The sequence below is a fragment of the Halodesulfovibrio sp. MK-HDV genome (assembly GCF_009914765.1).
Taxonomy (GTDB): Bacteria; Desulfobacterota; Desulfovibrionia; order Desulfovibrionales; family Desulfovibrionaceae; genus Halodesulfovibrio.
This window is the reverse complement of the sequence record NZ_WYDS01000007.1, coordinates 1-25,244: the sequence shown is the minus strand read 5'-3', so window position 1 is coordinate 25,244 and position 25,244 is coordinate 1. Positions and strand designations below refer to the sequence as shown.

Genomic DNA, 25,244 nt, shown 5'->3' with positions numbered 1-25,244 from the left:
TCTTGTATTGTAACGTGTTATGATATGTAAAAGTATAGCAGAAAAAGTGGCCATGCGTGAAAAATACATTTATCATGGAAAAGTAGTTGGTTACATTGTGTACTTAAGTCGGAATTTTTCCCTATGACTTAGGCTTATATATTCCATCCTTTCTGCAATTTATTTCCAACATTAGAGCAAAGATATGCAAGATATTCAAAAAGAAGCACTCGTGCAGAAAATGTACGAGGAAGTTGGCCGTTTGAAAATGGAAGTTGGCCGGTTGAAAGAAGTCACAAAGCCAGTTGCGCCGGATGACTCTATCGGCAGGCTTTCACGTATGGATAATATAGTAAATAACAGTGTGAATACAGCAGCTCTGACAAAAGCGGAATCGCGCCTTGCAGGGCTTGAGTTTGTACTGCGCAATATTGATGATCCAGATTTTGGGTACTGCATGGAATGTGGTGCCCCCATCCCGCATGCTCGCTTAATGGCAATGCCGGGGGCGACGTTGTGCGTTAAGTGCGCAGAATAGAAAAGGCACAAAAATTACTATAGCCGCGCATCAGACCCCTCTGATGCGCGGCTATTTATCTGTTGCGGGGACAACAGACACCGTAGCCAGTGGCATAAGCCAAAAGCATTTTGAACCGAGTTCATGGTTACAGCATATTTTCATTATGTTTATACTCCTTTTCCATGAGTGGAATAGTAGGCACTGTGAACGGTTTATTGTTTAATCAGGTTCTGGTGCAATCTTTCCCTATACATTATTTTCCTCCTTACCATGTTTCCCCTGCTGCACATTACTATTTGGTGATGAGCCTTTGTTCATGGGCTTTTCTACGGATCAATCGTAACTGGAAGATTCTTTTAGTTGCAATATAGGCATATTAGAATTCAGACGTGATAATTTGTAGATTCCGGTGTGTATCATACGTTTGTTTATGATAATTTTATGGTCAGAATACAACACATAAAGCTCTTTCGGGGGGAAGTAGTATATGCTTTATTCTGTTGAAGAAATTGATAAAGAGTCTGACTTGTATGAACCGACCGTGGCAATGCGGCGAGTGGATTTGTTTCCAGTTGGACGGGTAACCCGTTCTTACATTCAAGATGATCTGGAAGATAAAAGTACACTGCTGGTTGCCTTAAAAAATAGAAAACTTTTAGGATGTGGAAGGCTGACATTGCAGGGCGAAACAGCCGAGCTTTCACATATAGTTGTGGGGGAAGAGCACCGTTTTACAGGTGTCGGTTCCTCGCTCATACAAAAATGTGTTGAAATTTCAAAACGGGTGGGTGCAAAAAGAATTCATCTAGAATCAACGCCTGAAGCCGTACCGTTTTTTGAGAAGTTTGGTTTTGTCGTGGTTGGGGAAGAGAAGATTCTTGATCTGCTTGATCTCCCAGCTCTTGATATGGAGCTCGAATTGTAATTATCACCCCACCAGATTGCTTACAAATCCGTACATTGCTGCGCATCTCTGGGGCACTTGTTCCTGTAAGGCTCTATGACTCGGCAACGGTTGACCGCGTTATTTCGAAAAAAACAAATGCTCACATAGATCTACCAATGCTTTGCTCCAAACTTTTTCTTGCACTTCACAAGTGTTTCTTAGTTTCTCTAAAAACAACTTTGCAGCAACCTCCACGTTGATTCATATATTGTTCAGAAAAGACTCCCTTTCTAAATTTAGAAAGGGAGTCTTTTTTTGTATTGAGTACTTTTTTACCTTCCAAAAGGAACAAGCATGGATATCTGCGTTGCAGAATATCCATGCTTGTGTTGTCCCTTCAAAGATCCAAGTTGTGGGAAGGATCAATAAAGTTCTGTTAGGCGATTTAGTTGTGTGTTGGTTTGTGAGACCGCGTTCTTCATACCACGATCACATACTTCACCCAAGCAATATTGGTGGATTTGGGTGGTTCTAGTAAAAGTTATAATGAGAATAATAGGCGCTAACGATATTTTGGCCTTTTTTTGGCATAGCTCACCTTTTTTATCCATCATGCTTACGCCTGCTTATGTTCTGCCAAGTTGAGTTCTGCTGAAATAGTTTCAATAAACTCTGTTGGCGAAAATGGCTTGGGAATAAAACGGGCGATTCCACTGCAAAGTGTGTTCATGATGTATTGAAGCGAGATCACATCTCCCATTACAAGAACCGGTGTTGACGAATTGAGCGCTGTTTCTTTTATGAGTGACACAAGCTCTACGGCCGTCATTTTTTGTGGCGGAGCATCCAATATTACTGGATCGGTGATAATTGCATCAAACGGTGAGGATTCTAGCGCTGTAAGTGCAGACGGCAGACTTTCACAGCAGGTGGGAATGTATCCTGCGGCAGTGAGGAGCAGTAACAGTCGAACCTGTTCTGCAAGAGAGCTGGTGATGACAAGTAAATTTTTCGTCATATGCTTTTCCTTCAAAAATAGAGAGGACAAGTATATGGCGTTTTTAGCAATAGGTAGAAGAGTATAGTGTAGATAATCAACTTCTCAGATGAAATATAAGAAAGCTCCCCTTCACATGAGTTGAAGCCGAAAACAGCTTCAATCGTAAAATGTTGTCGCAAAATGGGTCAAGGGGGCGTCCCCCTTGCGGGTGGAGGAGGTCTCCTCCCCGTCGGAGACTCGCCGAAGGCAACTCATACATGTGAATGAAAATATCGTAGGCGCAAAAAAAGCCCCAAGTGTTGTGAGCACCTGAGGCAAAAAAATCAATAGGCAAAAAAATATTACAACTCAAAAAAGCGAATTGCGTTGTCGCCGCAGGTTGTCCAAAGTTCTTCGATTTCGATACCGAGTGCTTTGGCAATACATTTTGCTGTGAATACGGTGTACGCTGGTTCGTTGCGCTTACCGCGATACGGCACAGGCGTAAGATACGGGCAGTCTGTTTCCACTAGCATACGATCCAATGGAATTACCTTGAGCGCTTCGCGTGCTTCTTCGTTTTTCGGATATGTTACGGTACCCGGAATTGAAAGATGCCAGCCGTTCTTTACGATGCGTTCCGCTAACTCTGTATTGCCACCAAAACAATGCCAGAGCACAGGGTAATCTACAAAACCTTCTGCTTCTAATACGTCAATAGTATCTTCTGCTGCGTCTCTTGAATGAATGATGACGCGGGTGTCCAGCTCTTTTGCAAGATGGAGTTGTTTGATGAAAATTTCTTTCTGCGCTTCGCGCGGGAAATGATCCCAATAGTAGTCCAGACCAATCTCACCGATCCCGCGAAGTCTGCTGTCTTCGGCAAAAGCTGTACGCATGGCATCAAGCTCTTCCTCAGTGCACTGGTCGATGTGACTTGGATGTGTGCCGAGAATGAAGAAGACTTCGTCGTGCTTTTCAAAAAGCTGACGGTTGTTTTTCCATGCTTCATGTCCGAGAAATACGTTGCAGATGTAGCGTACGCCGGACTCTTTTGCGCGCTCCAGCACCTCTTCAATGTCTGAAGAGAATGGTGGTAAGTCGAGATGCGCGTGTGACTCTACACCGGTATATGGTAACGCAAGGCTTTGCGGTAATGGTGCCGGTTTTGAATTTTTCTTTTTAGCCATTGAAATATATCCTGCTGCAAACTGGCGGTTGCCAGCCTTAATGTTCTTTGAGTTGCCGATTATGATAGCGTTGGTGTGCTCTGTCCATAAAAATAAGCAATGGCAAAATAAGAAAAGGGTAGAGCCGGAGCTCTACCCTTTTGATAACAAAGAAAAATAAAATTATGCTGTTTTTTGGCGGCGTTCATCGATTAATTCGACAGCGCGCTGTGCAAGCAAGGTTACTTCCGGCTTAGATACCTGCATATCTGCCCCTACGGAGTCGCCTTTGTGGCGCAGCTTATCCGTAATAAGTGAAGAGAACAGGATAACCGGCAGCTGCCCAAGAACGGAATCTTCCTTGATTGCTTTACAGAGGGAGTGACCATCCATTGCAGGCATTTCAATATCAGACACAACAACCTGAACGTAGTCCGTGAGTGGTCTGTTGTTTTCTTCTGCTATGGCTTTGAGCTGATTCAGCCTATCCCACGCCTCTTTGCCGTTGTTGTGTGCTTCAACCTGGAAGTTTGCTTTTTCCAGCAGATCAGTGAGCATTTCTCGGATCAGACCGGAATCATCAGTAATCAGTGCACGGCGGCTTTCGCCACTGTCCCAGTCGATTGCGTCATCAAGTTTGAGCGCAAGATCTGGATTTAGATTCGCAACAATTCTCTCGAGATCGAGTAAGAAGATGATACGGTCGCTAATTTTAACGACACCGGTGATGGACTGGCTGCTTAAATTTGCTACGTAGCCGCTTGGCGGTTCAACCTCTTCCCAGCTGATGCGGTGAATACGGTTGACGCCGGATACCTGGAATGCGGTACATACGTTGTTGAATTCTGTCACAATGACTTTTGGTGGTTCCGTTTCTTCACGGGTTTTACCAAGCCACATGGACAGGTCGACAAGTGGGATAACCTGTGACCGCAGGTTAAAAGCACCCAAAATACAGGTGTGACCACTTTCAGGAAGTGCTGTCACGGTAGGCATTCTGATAATTTCGAGTACCTTAGCTACGTTTACTCCGTAGTAACCGCGATAGACTTGTCCGTCTATCTCGAGTTCATCTAGGAAAAATTCAACAATTTCCAGCTCGTTAGTGCCGGATTCTAAAAGTATGTTCGTCTGCATGGCGTTCTCCGGTGCGTAGTTCTAGTTCACGCAGACTAATCAAAAGATTGTACTTCTACAACTTGTTAAGGAATTCTTCCGTAGAATCAATAATCGAACGTGGGGTTGAAGCACCGGCGGTGAGGCCAACTACCTTCATGCCTTTAAAATCAGAGGCTGAAAGCTCTTCCGGTTGTTCAACATGGAAGGTGAGGCACCCTTGAGCACGGGATACATCCGCAAGTCTGCGAGTGTTTCCGCTGCTATAGCCCCCCACAACAACCATTGCATCTACTTCTTTAGCAAGCGCAATGGCTTCTTGTTGTCGTTCTCTTGTTGCATTGCAAATAGTATTAAGTACCTGTAGTCGTTCAAACAACTGTCCCTGAAGGTACTCATCTATCCGGTCAAATTCCTCTCTGTCCTGTGTAGTCTGCGCAGCGAGGCAATATTCTATATCGGCAGAAAGTGGAAAATTCTTGAGCTCTTCAAGTGAATTAAACAAAAATGCTCTGTCACCGGCGTAACTCATAAGGCCACGCACTTCCGGATGGTCTTTTTCTCCGTACAAAAGAAGAAAACGATCCTTGCGGATCATGTTACGGATGCCAATCTGAGCTCGTTTAACTTTTGGACAGGTTGCATCAACAACTTCTTTGCATGCATCGTTCAATGTTGCTTCCGTTTCTCTTGGCACGCCATGTGCCCGGATAACAACCCGTTCATTTACATCGGCCTCTTCTGCACGTTTAAGGCAACGTACGTCGAGATTCTCATACCGCTCAAGAACTTGCGGGTTATGGATGATGGGTCCAAGAGTCGCAATCTTTGCATCATGTTTTTCAACTTCTGCATCAAGCTTTTGCAGTGCCAGAGAAACTCCGAAACAAAAGCCGGATGTTGTAGCTCTACGTACTTCCATACTTACTCCGATGTATTCTGCATGCTGATTGTTTCTGAAGTGTCGTCCAAATCAATCGCTTCGCAGCGAGCAAAAAATTTTTCTATGACTGCATCAATCTGTTCCAACCCCGCACAGGTAGCAAGCTGTTGACGAAGTAACTTAGATCCTTTGAACAACCGCACGTAGCGGGGAACAAAGGTTCGCATCTTAAAGAGAGCGGTGCGCTCATCGGCGTATTCAAGTGCAATTTCTTTGTGGCGCTGAATAAGGTGCATGGTTTTGAGTGGATCAGGGCGCTTGAGCGTTTCGCCTTTATAGAGCGTGGTGTACTCGCCAAAAATAGCAGGGTTGCCGATAGCACCTCGTGCAAACATAACAGAAGCTGCACCAGTTTCTTTGATGCACCTCACACCATCTTCAGGTTCCAGCAGGTCGCCACTGGCGATAACTGGGATAGAGACAGCGTCTACAACTTCCTTGATGGCAGCCCAGCGTGCAGTGCCGGAAAAGCCTTGCGCAGCAGTACGCGGATGCAGAGTAATCCAGCCTGCACCGGCATCTTCAAGTCGCAGAGCCAGTTCTTTGTAAACTTCCTGCTCAGAATCAACACCAAGGCGGAACTTGAAGCCCACTTTGCCTTTGCCGCCAATGCGGATCATAGCTTTCGCAACTTCAAGTGAATTATTTAGATCACCCATCATGGAAGAGCCGCAGCCCTGTTTGAATACTTTGCGCACAGAGCAGCCCATATTCAAATCAAACCATGTGTAGCCGCCTTTTACCAGATAATCCATGGCGTACGACATGATGTCCACGTCGTTGCCGAAAAGCTGGAAGATAGCAGGGGCTTCCTTTTCTGTTGTTTCAAGCAGCTTACGCGTGCTGTTACCATTGTAATAGAGCCCCTTAGAGCTAACCATTTCAGAGCAAACAACAGCTGCACCGAACTCTTTACACAAGAGTCTGAAGCAAAGGTCAGAGTATCCGGCAAGCGGAGCCAGCCAAGGGCGATCAGGGCTTATGTTTAAGCCTGTATTGTCAGTATACTGCATGTATGTAGTACCGTTTTGAAATTTTTTATTTTGAGCATTGTACAGCTGCACGGCAAGGTGCAGCGTGGTCCGGATTATGCGCGCAGATCTAGTCCACTACGTTGTGTAGGCATCTCTTTGAAGATTAAGGACAGAATATCGTGCGCTCCTGCGGGCAACTCAGTGGTGCCGAGGCAGATACAGTTGGTAGATGCGGAGTTTGCTCGAGAGGTGTTGTTACCTGCTTTACAGTTTTTATCAAGCAGGAGTCGATAGGCGAAAGAGACAGGATTGGCAGATAGGTTCATTTGACCCACTGTGAGTACATGCTGTGCCCCATGTAATATTACACCTGCCGTAACGGTGCAAATATTGTTTTCCGGTGTGGAAATGAGCAGCTCTACACCTTTTGCAGAAGGCATAAGCCATGGCATGTAGTGGAATGTTCCGTGTTTTGACGACGTAACCATTTTTTGTACGCTGGAGTGGAGCCGCATGACCCGTGTGAATTGATCAAGGGCGGTGGGGGCTTGTGTCAAAAAATTGATAAGTACTGTGCGGTATGCTGTGAAAGGCTTGTCATCCGTGATGTTGAGCGAATCCCACAGGGAATAGGCCAGCATAGTATCAAGCTTATCTCTCTCCGTCAGATAGGAGCGGATGTAATCTCGAAGAAAAATTGAACTTCGCGGGTCAGCTCCTTGTTGAAGCTGGCGCAGCAGAATAGACGGCTCTAGTGAGAGCACGAGAAATTCCAGCCACTGACCCGTTTCCGGCATGTTTTCAACCTGTGCCAGTAGTTCCATATCCCCAATAAGCACCCAAGCAAAGCCTTCCTGCTCAACGCGGAGCATTCTGCCTTTAAGGAGCTGGCCTACCTTAACCTTGCGCTTGAAAATAGCACCGCGGTTGGTTGTAGAGGAGGGCTGGCCGCCGCCATATGGATTACTGTTGTTGGAAATACGCATGGAACACCTGTGGTGGATAAGGTCTGTATCGTGGTTGGCAGCGCGAACAAGAATCGTGCAGACATTGCATCCGCCAACACACGTAACATTATAATCGGCATAAGAACCGGCAGTACGCTGGTATTACGACCAGCATGGACGAACATTGATCTTGGCAATGTGCCGAGCTGTCGCTGGGCTTACTCAGCTTTCATAAGAATGAGTTCAACTTCATCAATGGAAAGGTTGGTTGCCTTTGCCAGTTGAGGAATTGTTTGTCCTTTCTTACGACCAGTAAAAATCAGTTCTCGTAAGAACTGAGGGGAACGGCTGATAGCTTCTGCCTGCTCAAGAAGTGAACGCAATTCACTTGAGCGCGCTTCCAACTGCACTTCCAGTCCCTGAAGCTCCTGCTGGCGTCGTGCGAAAGATTCGACGATTTCCTGCTCGAGTTCAGCATTGAAATGCATTTTGGCAACTAATGATTCCTGCCCTGCTTGCATGGCTGTAAGAAGCGCTTCGCTTTTGCGTAAGCGCAAGTAAAATACGATAAGAAGAACAAGTAACAGTAGCTCGGAGCCGCTGATAAAAAGCAAGATAAGCTGGGAAAATGTCATTATTATACTTTGGTATCTATAATTTTGCCTTGCCAGGCGCTTTCAGACGTAGGGTTGGTTTCAACATCCTGTTCGGGTGTTGCTCCTTGTCTGGAATCGGAAGGAAGGTGCTGGTTTTGTCCTCCGTGACCATCCTCATCGATATCAAAATGAGTCTGTTCAGCGGATTGTGTTTCAGCCACGTGGTCACGGGCGAGTTCGCCACCCTTGCGTGCGGCATCGCGGGCTGCTGCCTGCTGCCGTTCAGGGCGTGACTTTTCTTGCTCTGCAATCTTTTGCACACGCCCCATCTGCTGGATGACTAATGGGATATCCATTTCATTGGACATATCTATTTCACCAAGTAGTTTTCAATAAAAACATCCTTGAACTGGCCATTACCCATGTACTGGTTAACAACAGTCAGCAAGTCAGATTTGAGCAGCTGCACATTGTCTTTATCAGAAAGAAACTTGAGATCCTTGTTCCGCAGATAATAGAAAATTGCGTCGCGGAGCGTCACTTTTTTGTTCTTCGCTTCCCATGAGAGTTTTTCGTTATCAGTGAACACTGCAAACTTGCAAACAAGGAATCGAATTTCCTTTTTGCCGTCGCGCTGTTCCACCCAGAACGGTTCCCATGTGACGTCGAACTTATCTTTTTGAACGATAGGCGGAGTGTCGTACTTGCCTTTTTCTTTCTTAATAACGCGCTTAACAGGTATCGGTGCATCTTTCGATGGAAGCATTTTCCATCCTAAAGCGACAAGGGCGATAACAAGCAGACCGATGCCGCCAAACATAATCTTGCGTTTACGTTTGCGTGCAGCTTCAGGGTCCATTTCCAGTTCAGCAGCGGAGAAAGAGTCAGCATTAGCAGACGTGGAGTTGTCAAAAACCTGTTCTTCTTCCTCTTCCTCGTCTTCCATTAGAAACGGCGCGTCATCAAGATCAAGTTCTACCTTGTCGTCTTTTGTCTGCGGTATGGAGTCTGGTGTAGAAAGGGTATCCACGTCTAGTTGAGCCTTTTTCGTACCGGCGCTGCCGGGTCTGTTGGTTGGAGCTTTTGCCATCTGTTACCTAGCTTGCGGTTTACTTTTCAATATCACTAAAACAAGGCAATCCGGCAGAGGAAGACGACAAGCGTTTATACGACATGTAGTGGTTTCCTAAACCGGAATGCATTATTTCTATAAGCAATAAGAGCAGTTAAGGGAAAATCTTATCGATTTTCTGCTTCATAATTTCTGCTGTAAATGGCTTTACCACATAGTTGGAAACTTTTGCCTGAACAGCTTCAATGATGTTTTCCTGCTGTGCTTCAGCAGTAACCATCAAGAAAGGCATGTCAGCAAATTCTTCGCTACTGCGAACTTTTCTAAGAAGTTCGATACCAGTCATCTGTGGCATATTCCAGTCAGAAATAACAAATTCGATGCGGTCTTTATTAAGAACTTCCCATGCGGTAGTTCCATCATCTGCTTCCACAATGTTAGTGAAGCCAATTTGACGAAGAATGTTTTTAACAATTCGTCTCATAGTAGAGAAGTCGTCCACAACAAGAACACGCATATTAGGATCAAAGCCCATCATAGACTCCTTAAGTCTTTATAATCCGCTGTCTTTTCCATGCACTGCATAAAAGTTATTACGCAGCTTAAGTAACGCCTGAGAGTGCAACTGTGAAATGCGACCCTCAGTCACCCCCATAACCTCTGCTGCTTCACGCATATTCAAATCATCACTATAATAGAGGGACAATACCAACTTTTCTCTAGGTGTCAATTGTTCAACTAGCTGTGAAATCTGGTATAATGTTTCTTTTGAAGCAGTTTTTTTAAAGGGCTGACTATCTGCATCACTTAACTCATCGGCAGATACGGTGTCTTGTATTAGATCTAAATTGAGACATAACTGGCTTTGCAGTGCAACAAGCCCTTCGCGGACTCCAGCTCTATCAAGACCAGTTGCATGTTGCAGTTCTTCTTCTGTGGCGGAACGTCCTTTGTCGTTTTCCACCTGCTGCATGGCTTCTTCGATTTGTCTTACGCGTTGGCGTAAGCTTCTAGGGAACCAGTCAAGGCGTCGTAATTCGTCAAGCATTGCGCCGCGGATGCGGTTTTCTGCGTAGGTATCGAATTTGATGCCCATTTCCGGCTTAAACTTGCCCAGCGATTCCATAAGCCCAAGCGTACCCGCGCTGATAAGTTCTCCAAGCTCCACATTTTTAGGAAGCTTAACTTTCAAACGGGATGCAAGATACCGAACCTTAGGCGCATAGTGACGAACCACGTTTTCTTGTTCGTGGTCAGACATGACTACCCAGGCCTTCTCGCCGGACTCCAATAGCTCCCAAGCATTACTGCTGGAAGAGGAGTTTTTTCCAGAAAAACTTGATATTTCCATCAAGATTCGCAGCTATTTCCCAATTTTGAATCTTGTCTGCGAGTTTACCAATAGATTGGCAAACCGGCGCGACCGGATTCTGTTGACAGACAGGACGTTGAGCCACAATAGCTTTACGTACAGCAGGATCGCGCGGCAGGCAGCCAGCGTAATCCAAAGAAACTCCGGACAGGAAATGATCACAGGCAGAGTAAAGGCGGACGAACATTTCTTTAGCCATCTTTTCAGATTCAGCCATGTTCACAACTACTTTAAAGTGCTCAACGCCGTGGTTCAACTTCATTACTTTAATGAGGGAGTACGCATCGGTCAGTGAGGTTGGTTCTGCTGTAAGCACTACGATGCGCTCTTGGACTGCAAGGTTGAAGTACAGAACGTTATCGTTAATACCTGCACCGGTATCCACAATAAGAAAATCTACCTTGTCTTCCAGACTGTCCATTGACTCGAGCAGGTCAAGTTTTTGGCCGGTGGAAAGCGTAAGCATTTCACCTATGCCGGAAGAGGCGGGGAGAATATCAAACCCGTAAGGGGTGGAATACAGAATATCGGAAAGGGCAACCCCTTCGCTGAACAGGTGAAAGAGGTTTTGCTCAGGCGTAAGGCCTAACAAAACATCTACGTTTGCAAGTCCTAGATCTGCATCCAGCAAAACAACACGTTTCCCTTTTTGCGCTAATGAATACGCAAGGTTAACGGATAGGTTTGTTTTGCCTACGCCTCCTTTACCGGAGGTTACAGACAGGACAAGAGGAAGGTTGCCACTCATGGTTCTATTATCTCCAATATGCCCTTAGGCATTCTGGTGAATTGTATATTCGCCGGGAAGCTGGTTTTTAAAAATGAGTCTCCACAGCATTACGTCTTTTGCCGGAGCAAGTGTGCTCTTAAGTCCGGAGCCGTATGAAAAGGCTGAAATAGGAAGTCCCGTGGAAACAGCTGTATTGATTATGGTACCGAATGTACAAGCTTCGTCGATCTTAGTCCAGACAATGCTACCACCCTTTACTGCACGATACTTTTCCAGCGTTGCAGTGAGTTGTTTACTACTCGCTGTAGGTGAAAGCACCCTGTGGAAAGAGTTTTCGCGGATAGCGTGCAGTCCAAAATGCTCAACTTGTTCCTTGAAAGAGTCACGCAGACCCAGTCCCGGCATGTCAATAATGATGCGGTCATAACTTTTTGCAGCGTCGCGTATTGTATTTGCGAAGGTAATACTATCACGAATTTCGTAGTACCCCATGTCACAAAGCTGTGCATAGTGGCGTAACAGTAATCTACCGTTGCCTCGAGCGCAGTCTGCATTGACAAAACAGATACGCATAGATGGATTTTGTCTGCGTAGCTCCAATGCCATGCGTACAGCAGCACTGGTTTTACCTACACCGAACGGACCTACAAAAGTATGTACACGACTTTTCCATTCGTTACCCCAAGGCTTGAATTTGATCAGATCACCAAGCGGAGCAAGGATAGACATGCTCGCGTCGCTTTTAAGCGGACGCAGCAGACGAAGGATTACAGTGTCGTCAACATCATGGCGCTGAAGATGTTCAAGCGCGAGACGCTGACGCGGAGAAAGCTTATGCAGTTGAAGACGTGGCTTAACGAGTTCCGCAATGTACTCTTTAATTTCTGACCATTCTTCATGCCAGCGGCTCCAGCCTGCAGGCGCTGCGTATTCCTGAGTCTCAGCTTCCTGAATTTCATCTACCGCACGTTCAACACCGGCAGTAATCTGGCACCAGCGGTTTTCCGCATCTTTGCCTTCCTGTTTAGAAAGGATAACTGCCTCTTCGCCCATTTCCTGTTTGATCTGAGCGAGTACGGAACGTGTTGTCTGTCCTGAAAAAGTTTTTACCTGCATATTAAATTCCTACATTACCAACAGTGTTCAAACGAATGTCTGCAGGTATTTCTGCTTGAGATATAACCGGAATGTTTGGAATGAATCGCATAATCAGCTGGGAAAGATGTGGTCGTACCATCGGGGAAGTCAGAATCACTGGCTGACCATCGGTAACGACTGCGTTTTCTACAGATGAATTTACGGCCTGAATAACTTGCTGTGCTGTTGCAGGGTCAAGTGCAAGATATGCTCCGCCTTCTGTCTGCCGGATGGCTTCCTGAACAGTTTTTTCCACATTCGGGTCCAGCATAATGATCGGGAGTGTGTTCTCCTGATCCATATACGGTCTAACAATTGTACGTGCTAAGCGTTCGCGGACATACTCTGTGAGTACATCTGGGTTTTTAACGCTTGTTCCGTAGTCCGCGAGAGTTTCAACAATAGTGAGCAGGTCGCGGATCGAAATATTTTCTCGTACGAGGTTCTGCAGAACTTTCTGTACTGCGCCCAATGTAAGTACGTTTGGTACCAGTTCTTCCACAGCTTTTGGAGCATGCTTGGCAAGGTTATCCAGAAGAGACTGAATTTCCTGACGGCCAAGGAAGTCTGCGAGGCTGCGTTTGAATACTTCGGTAAGGTGCGTTGCAATAACCGTGGATGGGTCAACAACGGTATACCCTGCGAGTATGGCTTCTTCTTTTTGTGCTTCCGGTACCCAGAGAGCTGGCAAGTTAAATGCCGGTTCGCGGGTTTCAATACCTTTAATGGAATGGCGCGCATCGCCCGGGTCCATTGCAAGGAAATGGTCGATGAGGATTTCTGCCCCTGCCATTTCGTTGCCTTTAATAAGTACTGTGTACTGCCCCGGTTTGAGCTGCAGGTTGTCACGCAGATGCAGGGACGGAATAATGACACCCATGTCCAATGCAAACTGTCGGCGAATTGTTCTGATACGTGAGAGCAGGTTGCCGTCCTGTGCTTCATCAACAAGCGGGATAAGGCCATAACCAACTTCCAGTTCCAGAGCATCCAGAGGAAGAAGTGATTGTACTGCTTCCGGAGTATCCAGCGCTTCCTGAGAATTGTCTCCGCTTCCTTGTTCGCTCGTTCCACTGGCACCGGTACGCTGTGCAACTTCGTCGCTGGCGTTGGATGTCAGTCTTGCGATAACAAACATGCAGATTGCGAAGAATGAGAATGAGATGAAAGGCATACCCGGAACCAAAGCGAATACGAGGAGTACGCAACCGACAAGGTTGAGTGCTTTTGAATTAGATGTAAGCTGGCCGATGAACTCTTCGCCCATTTTCGCTTCAGCTGCAGCACGGGATACGATGATACCGGCAGCGGTAGAGATAATGATGGAAGGGATTGTAGATACAAGACCGTCACCAACGGTGAGCAGAGTATATGTAGAAAGTGCGTCATTCCATGACATGTCGTTCTGGAAAACAGCAATCATGATGCCCGCGGTGATGTTAACTATAGTAATGAGCAAACCCGCCATTACGTCACCCTGAACAAACTTACCGGCACCGTCCATTGCACCGTAGAAGTCAGCTTCTCGGCGGATGGTTTCGCGGCGCAGTGTAGCAGTTTTTTCATCAAGGAGACCTGCGTTTAAGTCTGCCTCAATTGCCATCTGCTTACCCGGCATAGCATCAAGCGTGAATCGGGCTGCAACCTCGGCGATACGTGTTGTACCGGAGGTAATAACCATTTTGTTCAGAATAAAAAGAATTGCGAAAATTACGATACCGATAACGTAGTTACCACCGACAACGAATTGCCCGAAGGACTGAATTACGTCACCGGCAGCGTCTGGGCCTTCACTGCCGTGCAGCAGGATAAGGCGGGTTGTCGCCACGTTAAGAGCAAGGCGAAAAAGAGTGGTTACCAGCAACAGGGTCGGGAAAATGGAAAATTCAAGCGGCGACTTGATAAACATAGATGTAACAAGCACCAGCAGCGACAAGGAAATGGACATGCTGAGCATGACGTCCATAAGCAGGGTCGGGATAGGAATGAGCATTACAAAAAGAATGAGCACTACACCGCCAGCGAGGAGTAAATCTCCGTGCTGTGAGAAGCGTTCGTAATTCATTGTAGAGGTATTTGCGCTGGCAGCCATATTTCCGACACCTTTTTCGAAGAGTTTAATAATGCCTGAGTAAAAGCAAATTGTATTTGTAACTTACTGTTTTTGCTTAAACTTGTTGAGTGATGCAAGGATGGAAGCTACTGCTTTGTAGAGGTCTTCCGGAATTTGATCACCCACCTGTACTGACTTATACAAAGCGCGTGCCAGAGGGACGTTTTCTCGTAGAGGAATGTCGTTTTCTTTTGCAATTTCTCTAATTCGCTTCGCCATAAGATCTGCACCCATCGCAACAACAATTGGTGCTGGTGCTTCCATGGCGTTGTAGCGCAAGGCTACGGAAATATGAGTCGGGTTTGTAACAACAACGTCTGCCTTTGGAACATCCTGCATCATGCGCTGCTGGGACATCTCGGCCATTTTTTGACGCTGCTGTTGACGAATCTTAGGATCACCCTCTGACTGCTTGTGTTCGTCTTTTACTTCGTCTTTGGACATCTTGATGTTCTCATCATAGTCCCAGCGAGTGTAAAAGTAGTCGGCAAGAGCAATAGCGAGCATGGCAATGGTGGCGTACAGAGATACCTTATAGATAAGGCTGAGCATGTATTCTGCGATGCCTTCCGGTGTGGCGTTATAGAGCTGAATGAAGTTGTCCATCTCATCCGTAATAACAATGTACGGTGCAATACCGATAACGGCTGCAAACGCGATGCTTTTAATGAGTCGCACCAGTGTCTGCATGGACAAAAACATGTTTTTCATCCCTTTAATCGGGTTGAACTTACTCCATTTCGGCTTAAAGACCTTCATTGTCCACAGGTGCCCAACCTGAACACGCATGGATAATCCCGCAAAAAGAAACAGGAAGAGGAAGACTGGAAGGAGCATTACCGCAAGATCGTATGCCATTTCATTAATAAAGTTGATGGCAGACTTGGTTGTCATGTCGAGCGTAGCGTCAAATGTATAACAGGTACGCATAATGTGCTGTATCTGCTCGTTAATGGTACCAATCCACGCATAAACAATAATGATGCCTGCAAGGGTTGTTGCGGCTTTAGGAACTTCTTGCGACTTGGCGACGTCACCATCTTCGCGGGTCTTTTCCCGCTTTTTGGGCGTCGCTTGTTCTGTCTTACTCGGATCACTTTGTGGCATGTCTGTGTATCCTGTTTATTGCTGTAGCAGCGGAGAGCCGGCTTTCATGAGATGGGAGAACATCGGGCCAAGGCTTAAAATAAGTCCTTCCATTCGTTGTCCCATGAGGGTGAACAACATGCCGATAAAGACAAGACCTACAGCGATTTTTACTGGAAAACCAAGCATAAGAAGGTTCATCTGTGGCGCTGCTCGACCCATAAGACCAAGGGTCAATTCAACCAGCATAAGTGAGATCATAACTGGAGCGGCAACCTTAATTGCCAAAACGAACATGGTCATCGACAGAGTAAGAATTTGTTGACCTAGCATGGCAGAGAGGACGAGTCCTCCCGGCGGAATAAGGTCAAAGGAATCTGTTAGCGCTTTAATGAGATATAAGTGACCGTTTGCAACAATGAAAACGGTAAAGCTCAATTGGTATAGTAGGATAGACGTGATGCCTTCTTGCTCACCTGATGATGGGTTAGCAAGGGTAAGCATGGAAAAACCCATCTGGAAGCCGATAACCATACCGCCGGTTCTAATTCCTGCAAAAATAAATTTAACAGCAAGCCCTAGCAGAACTCCGAGTAGAATTTCACTGAGCATTATTAGTGCAATTTCAAATGGATGTGCTGGAAAATCTGTTGCTTCGAATGATATCGACGGGAATATGGCAAGGGTGAGCATGAGGCACACAGATGCTTTAACCACACGGGGGATGGTTTTTCCCTCGAAGAATGGCAGCAGAAAGACTACAAGGCTGAGTCGCATAAGTGTGAGCAGAAAGCTTAGAAATTCTGCCATATCAAAATTAAAGATGTCCATATATAAAGAATAGCAAGAGTTGCGCCAGTCCTTGAAAAATAAGGCTTTTCGCGTCGTGGGACATCTCAACCTGTCTCAACCTGTCAGACTGATGACGCCCTTGCAAAGTGGGTATGATTCTGGCACTCCACGCAGATTGATGACAAACCCGCACATTGCGGCGTTACTGCAAAAAAGCCAAACTCTCGCATACGGATAAGTATGCTTTGACCTTGTCTTTTTCTTGTGCCTTGCACTGCACAGCTTTGTCTCAATCTGCATGGTAAGGCTTTGTTTGCATTTTTATTTGTATTTGCAGCAAACTGTCTTAATGTACGAAAAGGATTTTTGTTAATAGACTGGAATTCACAAACTTTGGAGAAGTAATGGACCTTTTGCCTATTAAACGAGCACTGTTGAGTGCCACAGATAAGACTGGTTTGGTCGAATTTGCGACGTTTTTGAGCGAGAATGGTGTAGAGTTGGTTTCTACCGGCGGTACAGCACGTATGCTTAAAGAAGCCGGGCTGAAGGTTACACCTGTAAGTGATGTTACAGGATTCCCTGAAATCCTTGGCGGCAGAGTAAAGACTCTTAATCCGTTCATTCATGGTGGTATCCTTGCAGACAAGGACAACCCTGAACATCTTGCTACCCTTAAAGAACACGAGATTGCAGCGTTCGATTTGATTGTAGTAAACCTCTACAATTTCGAAAATGCAGCAGCACGCGGTCTTGATTTACGTGGTGCGGTTGAAGAAATCGACATCGGCGGCCCTTGTATGCTTCGTGCCGCAGCTAAAAACTTCCATTCTATCCTCGTTCTTCCTGATCCTTCCGAGTACAACGCTGTACAGAAGGAACTGCTCGAAAATGAAATGCGAGTAGGGCTTGCGCTTCGTCGTGATATGGCGGTAAAAACATTCGCACGTACTTCTCAGTACGATGGAATGATTACGGAGTATCTTGCTAGCAAAGATATTTAAAAACATAGATTGAAATGCCTCCGGCGGCTGAGGGGGAACCCCGTTTAGATTGATGACAAACCCGCACTTTGCTGCGTTGCTTCGGAAAAACCAAATCCTCACATACGTTTATGTATGCATCGATCTTGGTTTTTCCTCGCACCTTGCACTGCACAGCTTTGTCTCAATCTAATCATCCTCGATTTAAACGAGGTTCCCCCCTCAGACTCCCCCTCCTGAAAAACCGTTAGGGTTTGGATGAAGTACATTTACTTTATGGGAGTTGAAGAGAGCAGGTATAAGCTGACCAACGTTTTAAACAATGGTTAGACCTCGCGGATAAAAGTTTTTGGAGAGTCCAGAGAAGCCTTTTTTCAAAAAGGTTCTCTGGCCGCCGGAGGCAATTTCTGCAAGGTAGCCAAAGGCATCCCGCTGACAAGCGCCGCCGGAGGCAAATCCCGCTGATAAGCGCTGCCGGAGGCAATAGAAAAAACAGGAGTTCGTCATAGCCTCTAAGGTTCTCGGCAACACACAGGGACTCAAACCGAGTCAGTTAAAATCTCTCCAGCGGCTATTTGCCCGCCGTTATCCAGTAAAAGAGGGATACACTACAGATCAGGCGCACGAGCTTGCGGCTCTTTCCCGCATCGTTGGCAGACAGATCGCATTACTTATCGACCGCCAAGGCAAGCCTCAGATGGTGCTGGTGGGCGATACTGGTGCTATCTACATTCCGGAACTTCCTCGCGCTCGTTCCAGTAGCGACCGTTTACGCGGTCTGCGTCTTGTTCATACTCATTTGAACGAGTCTCTTCTTTCGCAGGAAGACTTAATGGATATGCTCTTCTTGCGTTTGGATTCTATATCTGTGCTCACCGTTGATGGCATGGGTACTCCTGGACTTTTTCAGTCTGCTCATATTCTTCCTGTTCCTTCAGAAGACGGCACTGCGTACAATGTGCACGGCGTCACCTCATGGGAAAATGTTGATATTGATTTTGAAGCGCAGACAGACGCCCTTGAAGAAGAACTTGCACGAACAGCCGACAGCGCTCGAAAACAAGGCGGCACTGAACATGCGGTTTTGGTAAGTGTAAGCACGTTGCCAAAGGATGTTCAGGAATCACACTTGAACGAGTTGGCAGAACTTGCTGACACTGCCGGTGTTTCGGTTGCAGGTAGACTTGTGCAGCGGGTGCGTCAGGTAAATCACAAATTTATTATGGGCAGAGGTAAGCTTTCAGAGCTGGAAATCCTTTGCCTGCAGGGCAATGCTTCCATGATCATTTTTGATGGTGAGCTTTCCCCTGCGCAGCTACGTAACCTTACGGAAGTAACAGAACGAAAGGTTATCGATAGAACGCAGCTTATTCTTGATATTTTTGCTCAGCACGCGACAACACGCGCTGGTAAATTGCAGGTCGAGATGGCGCAGTTGCAGTATTCTTTGCCGCGTCTGGTTGGTAAAAACCGCGCAATGGACAGATTGATGGGTGGAATCGGCGGACGTGGTCCGGGTGAAACCAAGCTTGAGACTGACCGACGTAAAGTACGTGACCGTATTTCCCGCTTTAAAAAAGAGCTGGATTCACTGCGCAAGCAACGTTCTTTTGCGCGAGACCGTCGTAACAAGGCACGCGTGCCTGTTGCAGCGCTTGTTGGCTATACCAACGCGGGTAAGTCTACCACTCTGAACGCGTTAACCAACTCGACAGTGCTTGCTGAAAACAAGTTGTTCGCAACGCTTGATCCCACAACTCGTAGATTGCGTTTCCCAGAAGACCGCGAACTTATTTTGACAGATACCGTAGGATTTATCCGAAATCTGCCGAAAGAGCTGCGCGAAGCATTCCGTGCAACGCTTGAAGAGCTTGAAGCTGCCGATTTACTTTTGCATGTGGCAGACGCTGGGCATCCTGAGCTTGAAAAGCAAATTGCCGCCGTTGACAAAATTTTGGAAGATATGGATTTGCATGAGATTCCGACAACGCTGATCTTAAACAAGTGGGATGCACTTGATAATGAACAGAAGGAAGCTTTGATGCATTTGTATCCGCATGCAATTCATGCTGCTGCAAAGAACAGAATGGGGCTTGATGAGATCTCGCAGGAGATTATTGACCGCATTGACTGGGAACGCGGCATGGTAAATTAGTCCTCTTTACTTGAGACATAAAAAAAGGCCCTTACGGATATTCCGTAAGGGCCTTTTCGTTTTTTCAAAAGAAGATACTCTGAGGTTGTATTCGACCGCGCTGGCCCGAAAATTTACCCTCAGAAAAGACAAAGGCTTGAGGAGCCACCTCAAGCCGAAAATATGTCTTTAGTGAATTTAAGAAGTACTTTTTATATAGCAGGATGTGTGCCAAAAATTGAACAGTGACAAATTTTAGATCATATCCTTTAAAAGCAGGTGGTTGCAGTTTTTTGATGATTTGCTTGTGAAATATAACTGTAGAAAAAATTGTACTAAGGGGGGTGAAGTCCAATAAAAGCAGTATAAATTTTTGCACGATTTGGCTGTTGTTAGATTTTGTGTGTCAAATTTTACGGTGTACGAAGGAGATACCTATACAAAAAATAATGCCAGAACTGCTTTCTAATCACGTTCTAATGCGGCAAGAAATATTGGACGTAATTTGTGCAGGTTAAAAATCAGATTCAATCTGCAATCTAATAGCGTTGGGATAGGATTTTTAACCAGGTGAAGAAGACATTCCGGTAAAAAAGAGTCGAATGAAGAATGCGATTGGCTGTTACCAATGGTTTGTGGGTAACTGGCTGCGGTAATTAGTGTGATGAGAAAGTAGTCAAAAATTTTTTACTTTTCGAACAGACTTATATTCGACATTTTTAAATATAAATTTGTTTTTATAAAATATAATAATTACAGATTGTTATTGTAATGTGGTTGTTTTGAAGAATGGTCGTTAGTCTGATTCTACGGTTGTATTGCATGGAAATGATGCGATGAATGGGCTTATTGTTATAGATGCAATGAGTGATTCTGCTACTACTGGACAGTTTCAAATCGTGTGTTATTCTCTAATTAGGTAAAGAGAACTGTGAGGCGTCCCTAGATGAGTTTGGATAGGGGCTATCGCAGGAGTCTCGGTGAAGTGAAGATTGATGCATGCATCCTGTTAACCTGTAAGGCGCATCGCACTGTGGTGGGTTAGAAGCACAGGCGATTAGACTGACCAATAGTCTGCGCGAGTTGAGAGAAGAGAGTAGAGTTGAGTTGAGTTGAGAGAAGAAGACGAGTTGAGAAGAGTTGAGACGAGTTGAGAGAAGAGCGTTATAGGCGGCTTACAAGAACAACCCCAACGGGAGGTTCAGACTTACGGAAAATCGGTATCACCATAATGGCAAATAGAGTTGCCCACAACGTGGGGTTGGATTGTCGCCCTGAGTTCGTGCACAAAAAAGGTTCTTGAATTTATTCATGAACTTGCCGGTCACCGGAAAATGTGCACTTTTTTATTGTCTATTGCAGGCGGGTGTCAGTTTTCAATTCAATATTTTGAACAGAGCAGTTTTTATGCTCTGCCATTGTCTTTATCTAATTCCCGCTACCAAAGCTTATCCAACCTACAAAAGCTTATCCTGCTTACATTGCATGAGGTAGGTATACATTAAATGTAGAACCTTGATCCTGTGCTGCTGTAACCGAAATTGTTCCACTGTGGTTGTTGGTAATAATAAAGTAGGAAACAGAAAGCCCAAGGCCGGTACCATCGCCTACGGGTTTTGTTGTATAAAACGGTTCAAACACACGTTTGCGTACGTCTTCATTCATGCCGGGGCCGTTGTCTGCCACGGTAATCATAACGCCCGATGCTGATTGCTGAGTCGTAATGGCTATCGTAGGATTTTCAATGGCAGGAACCGTCATTGAAAAAGCCTGTGCCGCGTTCTTTAACAGATTAAGAAGTACCTGTTCTATTTCCTGCGGCGCACAGGATATCTGGGAAACTGCCTCGTCATATTCTCTGATGATTTCAATTTGATCAAAATTCTGCTGTGTCTTCAATAAGTAGTCATTAGCTGCAAGCTCAATGGATTTATCAATGATGCTATGCACACTGCTAGGGATTCGTTTTATATTCGAACTTCTGCTAAATTCAAGCATGTTGGCAACAATGGAAGCTGCGCGCTTTCCACTTTCTGCAACGCCATCCAGTAGACCGAAAATTTCCCGTGCTTCCATGTAATTTTTCATTTTTTTTAGCGAAACATCAAGCTCATCGGCAACTCGAATATTTGGCGCAAGGTCGGTGCTGAATCTGCGTTGGACGTTCTGTATTCCTTGAAGAATCCCACCCAGCGGGTTGTTGATTTCGTGCGCCATGCCTGCTGCCAAACCGCTGATGGATGCCATTTTTTCTGTCTGAATAATCCGCTCTTCCATACGCAGTCGTTCTGAAATGTCATCAATACGCAATACTGCAACGTGTTTTGTGCTGATAGTAACAGGGAAGATGACGATGTCGTACGTAACGGGCACGCCATTTCGAATGGAAGTAACTTTGGGAACAGTTATCGGTGTGACAGCTTTGAATGATTTTTGAATATGCCGCTCAATAAACGAAAGCTCAGGTAACAGTTCTCTAAAGCGTTGTCCTTCAGCATCTTTTGCTAAAATTCCTGTGCTGCCTTCCACCATGTCATTCCATAACGTCACAGTCATTTGCTCTGTGACGCCTACAATTAATGACGGCATGCAGTTAATAATATTTTGAAGCATTTCTTTTGTAGAAAGGAGACGTTGTTCGGCTCGTTTTTTAGGCGTGATATCTGAATGAGTCCCGATAAGCCTGTACGGAGTTCCGTTTTGATTTTTCAGGACTTGTTCACGACCAAGGAACCAGCGATAATCCCCGTCTTTGTGTTTAATGCGGTATTCCATCTCCGCTCGACCTGCCGGATCATACAACTTTCCGTTTGTAAGAGAATCTACAAGTGCACGGTCGTCAGGGTGAACTCGTTCAAGCCAGATTGAAACTGAATTTGTCAGTTCAGCATCTGTATATCCCAAAAGATCTTTCCAACGCGGCGTGTACAAAAGAAAGTCCTGATCAAAATTACGGTCAACAATGCCGTCCATAGTGGTCGTGGCAATGAGACTGAATTGCTCCTGACTTGTTCGCAGCTGGTATTCAATATTCTTTCTTTCTTCAATATTTTCATGAAGCTGTGTGTTTATTTTTGTCAGCTCTGTTTCACGCAACGCAACTTGCTTCGCCATTTCTTTAAAATTGATGGCGATGTGTTGTAACTCCCGTGTGCGGAGCGTGGGGTAGTGCTCTGGATATGTCCCTGTGCGCAACTGATCGATCATCTTGCTCAGTTGTACAAGAGGCTTTTTTAGATATATTTCCAGAATCCTATGAGTAATAATGAGCAGAGCAATAAGTAGAAAGCCAATCGTCATGAGATAGTTTATTAACTCTTCATGTTGACTCTTTTTAAACGCAGCAAAAGAAAGATGTGTGGTCAGCCGACCGATATGTTGATCATTATAATAAATATCTCTGGAGATAATTCTATCTGCAGGAACGGATGAATCACTTATCTTATCAGCAATAATTTTCCCATTCGGTTCTTCAACTTGAATCCTAAGTACGCTGATAGATTCAGAGAAAACAGCAATGACCCTGTCTACAGTGTCATATTCAATATTCCAGATAGGTATAGAGAGGATTTCAGAAATGCGCTGGATGCGACTTGTAGCATTTTTTTCAACTTGATCGAGTGCACTGCTGTATAGTTGTGAGTAATGAAAGACTCCAAGTAGCATGATCATCCCACATACTGTGACAGTAATGCCAAGTAATAAACTGTGAGAGAGCGAATTGCCGCAGAAGAATCGTACTAAAGTGCGAGAGTTGGGGCCTTGCATGTACACTCCTGTAATCCCGAATCAAAAAATATGGTCACTGTTAAAACGAGCCACAATACTATAGACTTAGTACAGATAGTCAATAAACATACGCGGATATGCTTTAAGGATCGTAGTGCGTATAATTGGGGATGAGAATAGTGGGAAAATGTTTAAAACAGGTATAAAAAAATCCCCGAGACCCTTGGCGACTTGACTCTAACGCAGTAATGAGCAAAGTATTCCGATTCGTATATAAGATAAAAAACAACAGAGAATTTTATCTCTGGTATGTAAAGGATGGACTATGGGGTTCTTTTCTAAACTGAAACGACTTTGGACAACTGACGATTCTACTAAGCCAGCAGAACAGGAAGCACCGGAAAGTGCTATCGAAGCTGGTGCGGAAGAATTAGAGAGTACTGAACCGATAGCTGCGGAGCCTGCGCCACAAGACCTGCACGTAGAAGAAGTGCAGCCTGAAGCAGCACCTGTTGCCGAAGTGCCAGAACCTGCTGTGGAAGAAGTGGTTTCAGAGTCAGAAGAACCTGTTCAGGAAGCGCCTGTTGAAGTTCCAACAAGCGTAGAGGCTGAAATTGTTCTTGAGCCTGAGTTTATCTATAAAGAAGCTGAACCGGTTGTAGAAGTAGTCGAAGCTGTGGAACCTCGGGTTGAACCTGAAGTGACAGCCGCGCCTGCTCCAGAAGTAACACCGGAGTCAACTCTTGAACCGGAAGTTATTCCTGAGCCAACTCCTGAACCTGTTGCGCCTGTCGCACCTGTCGCACATGGCGCCGCTCCTGTTTCAGCACCAGCTACTGCGCCTATCGAGCCAACACAGACTGAAACCGCAAAAGTAATTACAGACGATCAGCCTCAGTGGCAGAAAGATCTTACTGTTTCCCTTCGTGGTGCAGAGCCAAAGCTTTCCATCTGGCTTGAGCTTGTTCTCGACGGTATTGAAGAAGTTGGCGACCCGCTTTGGGACCGATTGCGATTCTTCTTTGACGCACTCGATGCTCCGAAAAATGAAACTGAAGAATTCATTAACAAGTTTGCAGATTGGCTTGATGACATGGAATATGACTATGTCAGCGATTTCCGATCTGAACTTCAGTATAGATTAGCACTCGCTCTTGATCTCGAAGATGAAGACGATGAACGCTCCCGACTGTTCCTGAAGCTTTCCGAAAGTCTTTCCAAGACCAGAGAGCAGATTACAAAACAGATTGATGGGTTGCTTGCAACGCACTCAGAAATTGATGAATCTTTCTGGGAAGAGTTTGAAGAAATTCTCATCATGTCTGATGTTGGTTTTGAACCGACAATGAAGCTTGTTGGGCGTCTTCGTGAGCGTGTGCGTAAAGCAGACACAAAAGATCCTGCCAAATTTAAAGAATTTATGCGCGAAGAACTGGAAGAAATCTTCAAAACAGGTCCTCGCATTACTGCTGTTAACATGCCGGAGGTTGTCCTCATGGTTGGTGTTAACGGTGTGGGTAAAACCACAACAATTGCCAAACTTGCATACCGTGCACAGCTTCAGGGTAAAAAGGTACTTATCGCCGCAGGCGATACCTTCCGTGCGGCTGCAATCGAACAGATGCAAGTATGGGCTGATCGCGTCGGTGCTGATATTCATGCAAAAGCTGCAAACTCAGATCCGGCAGCAGTTGCCTACGAAGCCGTAGAAAGAGCTGTTGAAGGCGGTTATGACTTGCTGTTTATTGATACCGCAGGGCGTCTCCAGACCAAAGTCGGTTTGATGGATGAGTTGCAGAAAATTCGCAACGTACTCGGTAAAAAACATGACGGTGCGCCACATCGCACAATTCTCACCATCGACGCAACAACCGGTCAGAACGCATTGTCACAGACAAAGCTGTTTAACGAAGTTGCAAAGCTTGATGAAATTATTCTTACTAAGCTTGATGGCACCGCAAAAAGGCGGTATCGTTGTAGCAATCGC

At 45.6% G+C, this 25,244-nt stretch carries 22 protein-coding genes; 5 read left to right on the top strand and 17 right to left on the bottom strand.

Features of this window, described 5'->3' with window-relative positions; translation table 11 throughout:
* Positions 1-184: 184 nt before the first annotated feature.
* Positions 185-517, top strand: a complete 333-nt coding sequence (locus tag MKHDV_RS07000; protein ID WP_160713665.1) for a TraR/DksA family transcriptional regulator — start codon at positions 185-187, stop codon at positions 515-517.
* Positions 518-986: 469 nt separating this feature from the next.
* Positions 987-1,424 (top strand): GNAT family N-acetyltransferase, encoded by a 438-nt coding sequence (locus MKHDV_RS06995; protein ID WP_160713663.1) that lies wholly within the window; start codon positions 987-989, stop codon positions 1,422-1,424.
* 577 nt (positions 1,425-2,001) lie between these two features.
* On the opposite strand, the gene MKHDV_RS06990 is transcribed toward MKHDV_RS06995, so the two are convergent.
* The 16 genes from MKHDV_RS06990 to fliR form a co-directional block, all read right to left on the bottom strand.
* On the bottom strand, positions 2,002-2,403 hold the full coding sequence (locus tag MKHDV_RS06990; RefSeq protein WP_160713661.1) for a response regulator: 402 nt from the start codon (positions 2,401-2,403) through the stop codon (positions 2,002-2,004).
* Between the two features lie 323 nt (positions 2,404-2,726).
* Positions 2,727-3,554 (bottom strand): TatD family hydrolase, encoded by an 828-nt coding sequence (locus tag MKHDV_RS06985; RefSeq protein WP_160713659.1) that lies wholly within the window; start codon positions 3,552-3,554, stop codon positions 2,727-2,729.
* 162 nt (positions 3,555-3,716) lie between these two features.
* The gene (locus MKHDV_RS06980) at positions 3,717-4,670 is read right to left on the bottom strand and encodes a chemotaxis protein (RefSeq protein WP_160713657.1); all 954 of its coding nucleotides are present in this window, start codon (positions 4,668-4,670) and stop codon (positions 3,717-3,719) included.
* Between the two features lie 55 nt (positions 4,671-4,725).
* Complete coding sequence (gene ispH / locus MKHDV_RS06975; protein WP_160713655.1) at positions 4,726-5,571, bottom strand: 4-hydroxy-3-methylbut-2-enyl diphosphate reductase; 846 nt, start codon at positions 5,569-5,571, stop codon at positions 4,726-4,728.
* Positions 5,572-5,573: 2 nt separating this feature from the next.
* The gene (locus MKHDV_RS06970; protein ID WP_160713653.1) at positions 5,574-6,605 is read right to left on the bottom strand and encodes a tRNA-dihydrouridine synthase; all 1,032 of its coding nucleotides are present in this window, start codon (positions 6,603-6,605) and stop codon (positions 5,574-5,576) included.
* 74 nt (positions 6,606-6,679) lie between these two features.
* Entirely contained in the window at positions 6,680-7,552 is an 873-nt protein-coding gene (locus MKHDV_RS06965; protein WP_160713651.1) for a hypothetical protein, read from the bottom strand.
* A gap of 179 nt (positions 7,553-7,731) precedes the next feature.
* A complete protein-coding gene (locus tag MKHDV_RS06960) occupies positions 7,732-8,148 on the bottom strand; it encodes a hypothetical protein (protein ID WP_160713649.1) in 417 nt (138 codons plus the stop codon).
* Positions 8,149-8,150: 2 nt separating this feature from the next.
* On the bottom strand, positions 8,151-8,477 hold the full coding sequence (locus tag MKHDV_RS06955) for a hypothetical protein (RefSeq protein ID WP_160713647.1): 327 nt from the start codon (positions 8,475-8,477) through the stop codon (positions 8,151-8,153).
* 2 nt (positions 8,478-8,479) lie between these two features.
* Positions 8,480-9,199 (bottom strand): flagellar basal body-associated protein FliL, encoded by a 720-nt coding sequence (gene fliL / locus MKHDV_RS06950; protein ID WP_160713645.1) that lies wholly within the window; start codon positions 9,197-9,199, stop codon positions 8,480-8,482.
* Positions 9,200-9,335: 136 nt separating this feature from the next.
* Positions 9,336-9,716 (bottom strand): chemotaxis response regulator CheY, encoded by a 381-nt coding sequence (locus MKHDV_RS06945; RefSeq protein ID WP_160713643.1) that lies wholly within the window; start codon positions 9,714-9,716, stop codon positions 9,336-9,338.
* Positions 9,717-9,734: 18 nt separating this feature from the next.
* Positions 9,735-10,532: a FliA/WhiG family RNA polymerase sigma factor gene (locus MKHDV_RS06940; protein ID WP_160713641.1), complete on the bottom strand. Its 798-nt coding sequence runs from the start codon at positions 10,530-10,532 to the stop codon at positions 9,735-9,737.
* A complete protein-coding gene (locus tag MKHDV_RS06935; protein ID WP_160713639.1) occupies positions 10,486-11,301 on the bottom strand; it encodes a MinD/ParA family protein in 816 nt (271 codons plus the stop codon). The genes MKHDV_RS06940 and MKHDV_RS06935 overlap by 47 nt, the downstream gene beginning before the upstream one ends.
* Positions 11,302-11,325: 24 nt before the next feature.
* A complete protein-coding gene (locus MKHDV_RS06930; protein ID WP_160713637.1) occupies positions 11,326-12,399 on the bottom strand; it encodes a flagellar biosynthesis protein FlhF in 1,074 nt (357 codons plus the stop codon).
* Between the two features lies 1 nt (position 12,400).
* The gene (gene flhA, locus MKHDV_RS06925; protein ID WP_160713635.1) at positions 12,401-14,512 is read right to left on the bottom strand and encodes a flagellar biosynthesis protein FlhA; all 2,112 of its coding nucleotides are present in this window, start codon (positions 14,510-14,512) and stop codon (positions 12,401-12,403) included.
* A gap of 63 nt (positions 14,513-14,575) precedes the next feature.
* A complete protein-coding gene (gene flhB / locus MKHDV_RS06920; protein ID WP_160713633.1) occupies positions 14,576-15,640 on the bottom strand; it encodes a flagellar biosynthesis protein FlhB in 1,065 nt (354 codons plus the stop codon).
* A gap of 15 nt (positions 15,641-15,655) precedes the next feature.
* Positions 15,656-16,429, bottom strand: coding sequence for a flagellar biosynthetic protein FliR (gene fliR / locus MKHDV_RS06915; RefSeq protein WP_371416017.1), 774 nt, complete (start codon positions 16,427-16,429; stop codon positions 15,656-15,658).
* A gap of 386 nt (positions 16,430-16,815) precedes the next feature.
* On the opposite strand from fliR, the gene MKHDV_RS06910 reads away from it, so the two are divergent.
* Together MKHDV_RS06910 and hflX are read left to right on the top strand one after the other, a co-directional pair.
* On the top strand, positions 16,816-17,415 hold the full coding sequence (locus tag MKHDV_RS06910; protein ID WP_160713629.1) for an IMP cyclohydrolase: 600 nt from the start codon (positions 16,816-16,818) through the stop codon (positions 17,413-17,415).
* Between the two features lie 676 nt (positions 17,416-18,091).
* A complete protein-coding gene (gene hflX / locus MKHDV_RS06900; protein ID WP_162859842.1) occupies positions 18,092-19,549 on the top strand; it encodes a GTPase HflX in 1,458 nt (485 codons plus the stop codon).
* Positions 19,550-21,004: 1,455 nt separating this feature from the next.
* Here hflX and MKHDV_RS06895 read toward each other — a convergent pair.
* Positions 21,005-23,296, bottom strand: coding sequence for an ATP-binding protein (locus tag MKHDV_RS06895; protein WP_160713625.1), 2,292 nt, complete (start codon positions 23,294-23,296; stop codon positions 21,005-21,007).
* 286 nt (positions 23,297-23,582) lie between these two features.
* Here MKHDV_RS06895 and ftsY point away from each other — a divergent pair.
* Positions 23,583-25,244, top strand: a 1,662-nt coding sequence (gene ftsY / locus MKHDV_RS06890; RefSeq protein ID WP_371416016.1) for a signal recognition particle-docking protein FtsY, incomplete at its 3' end; no start/stop codon positions are given.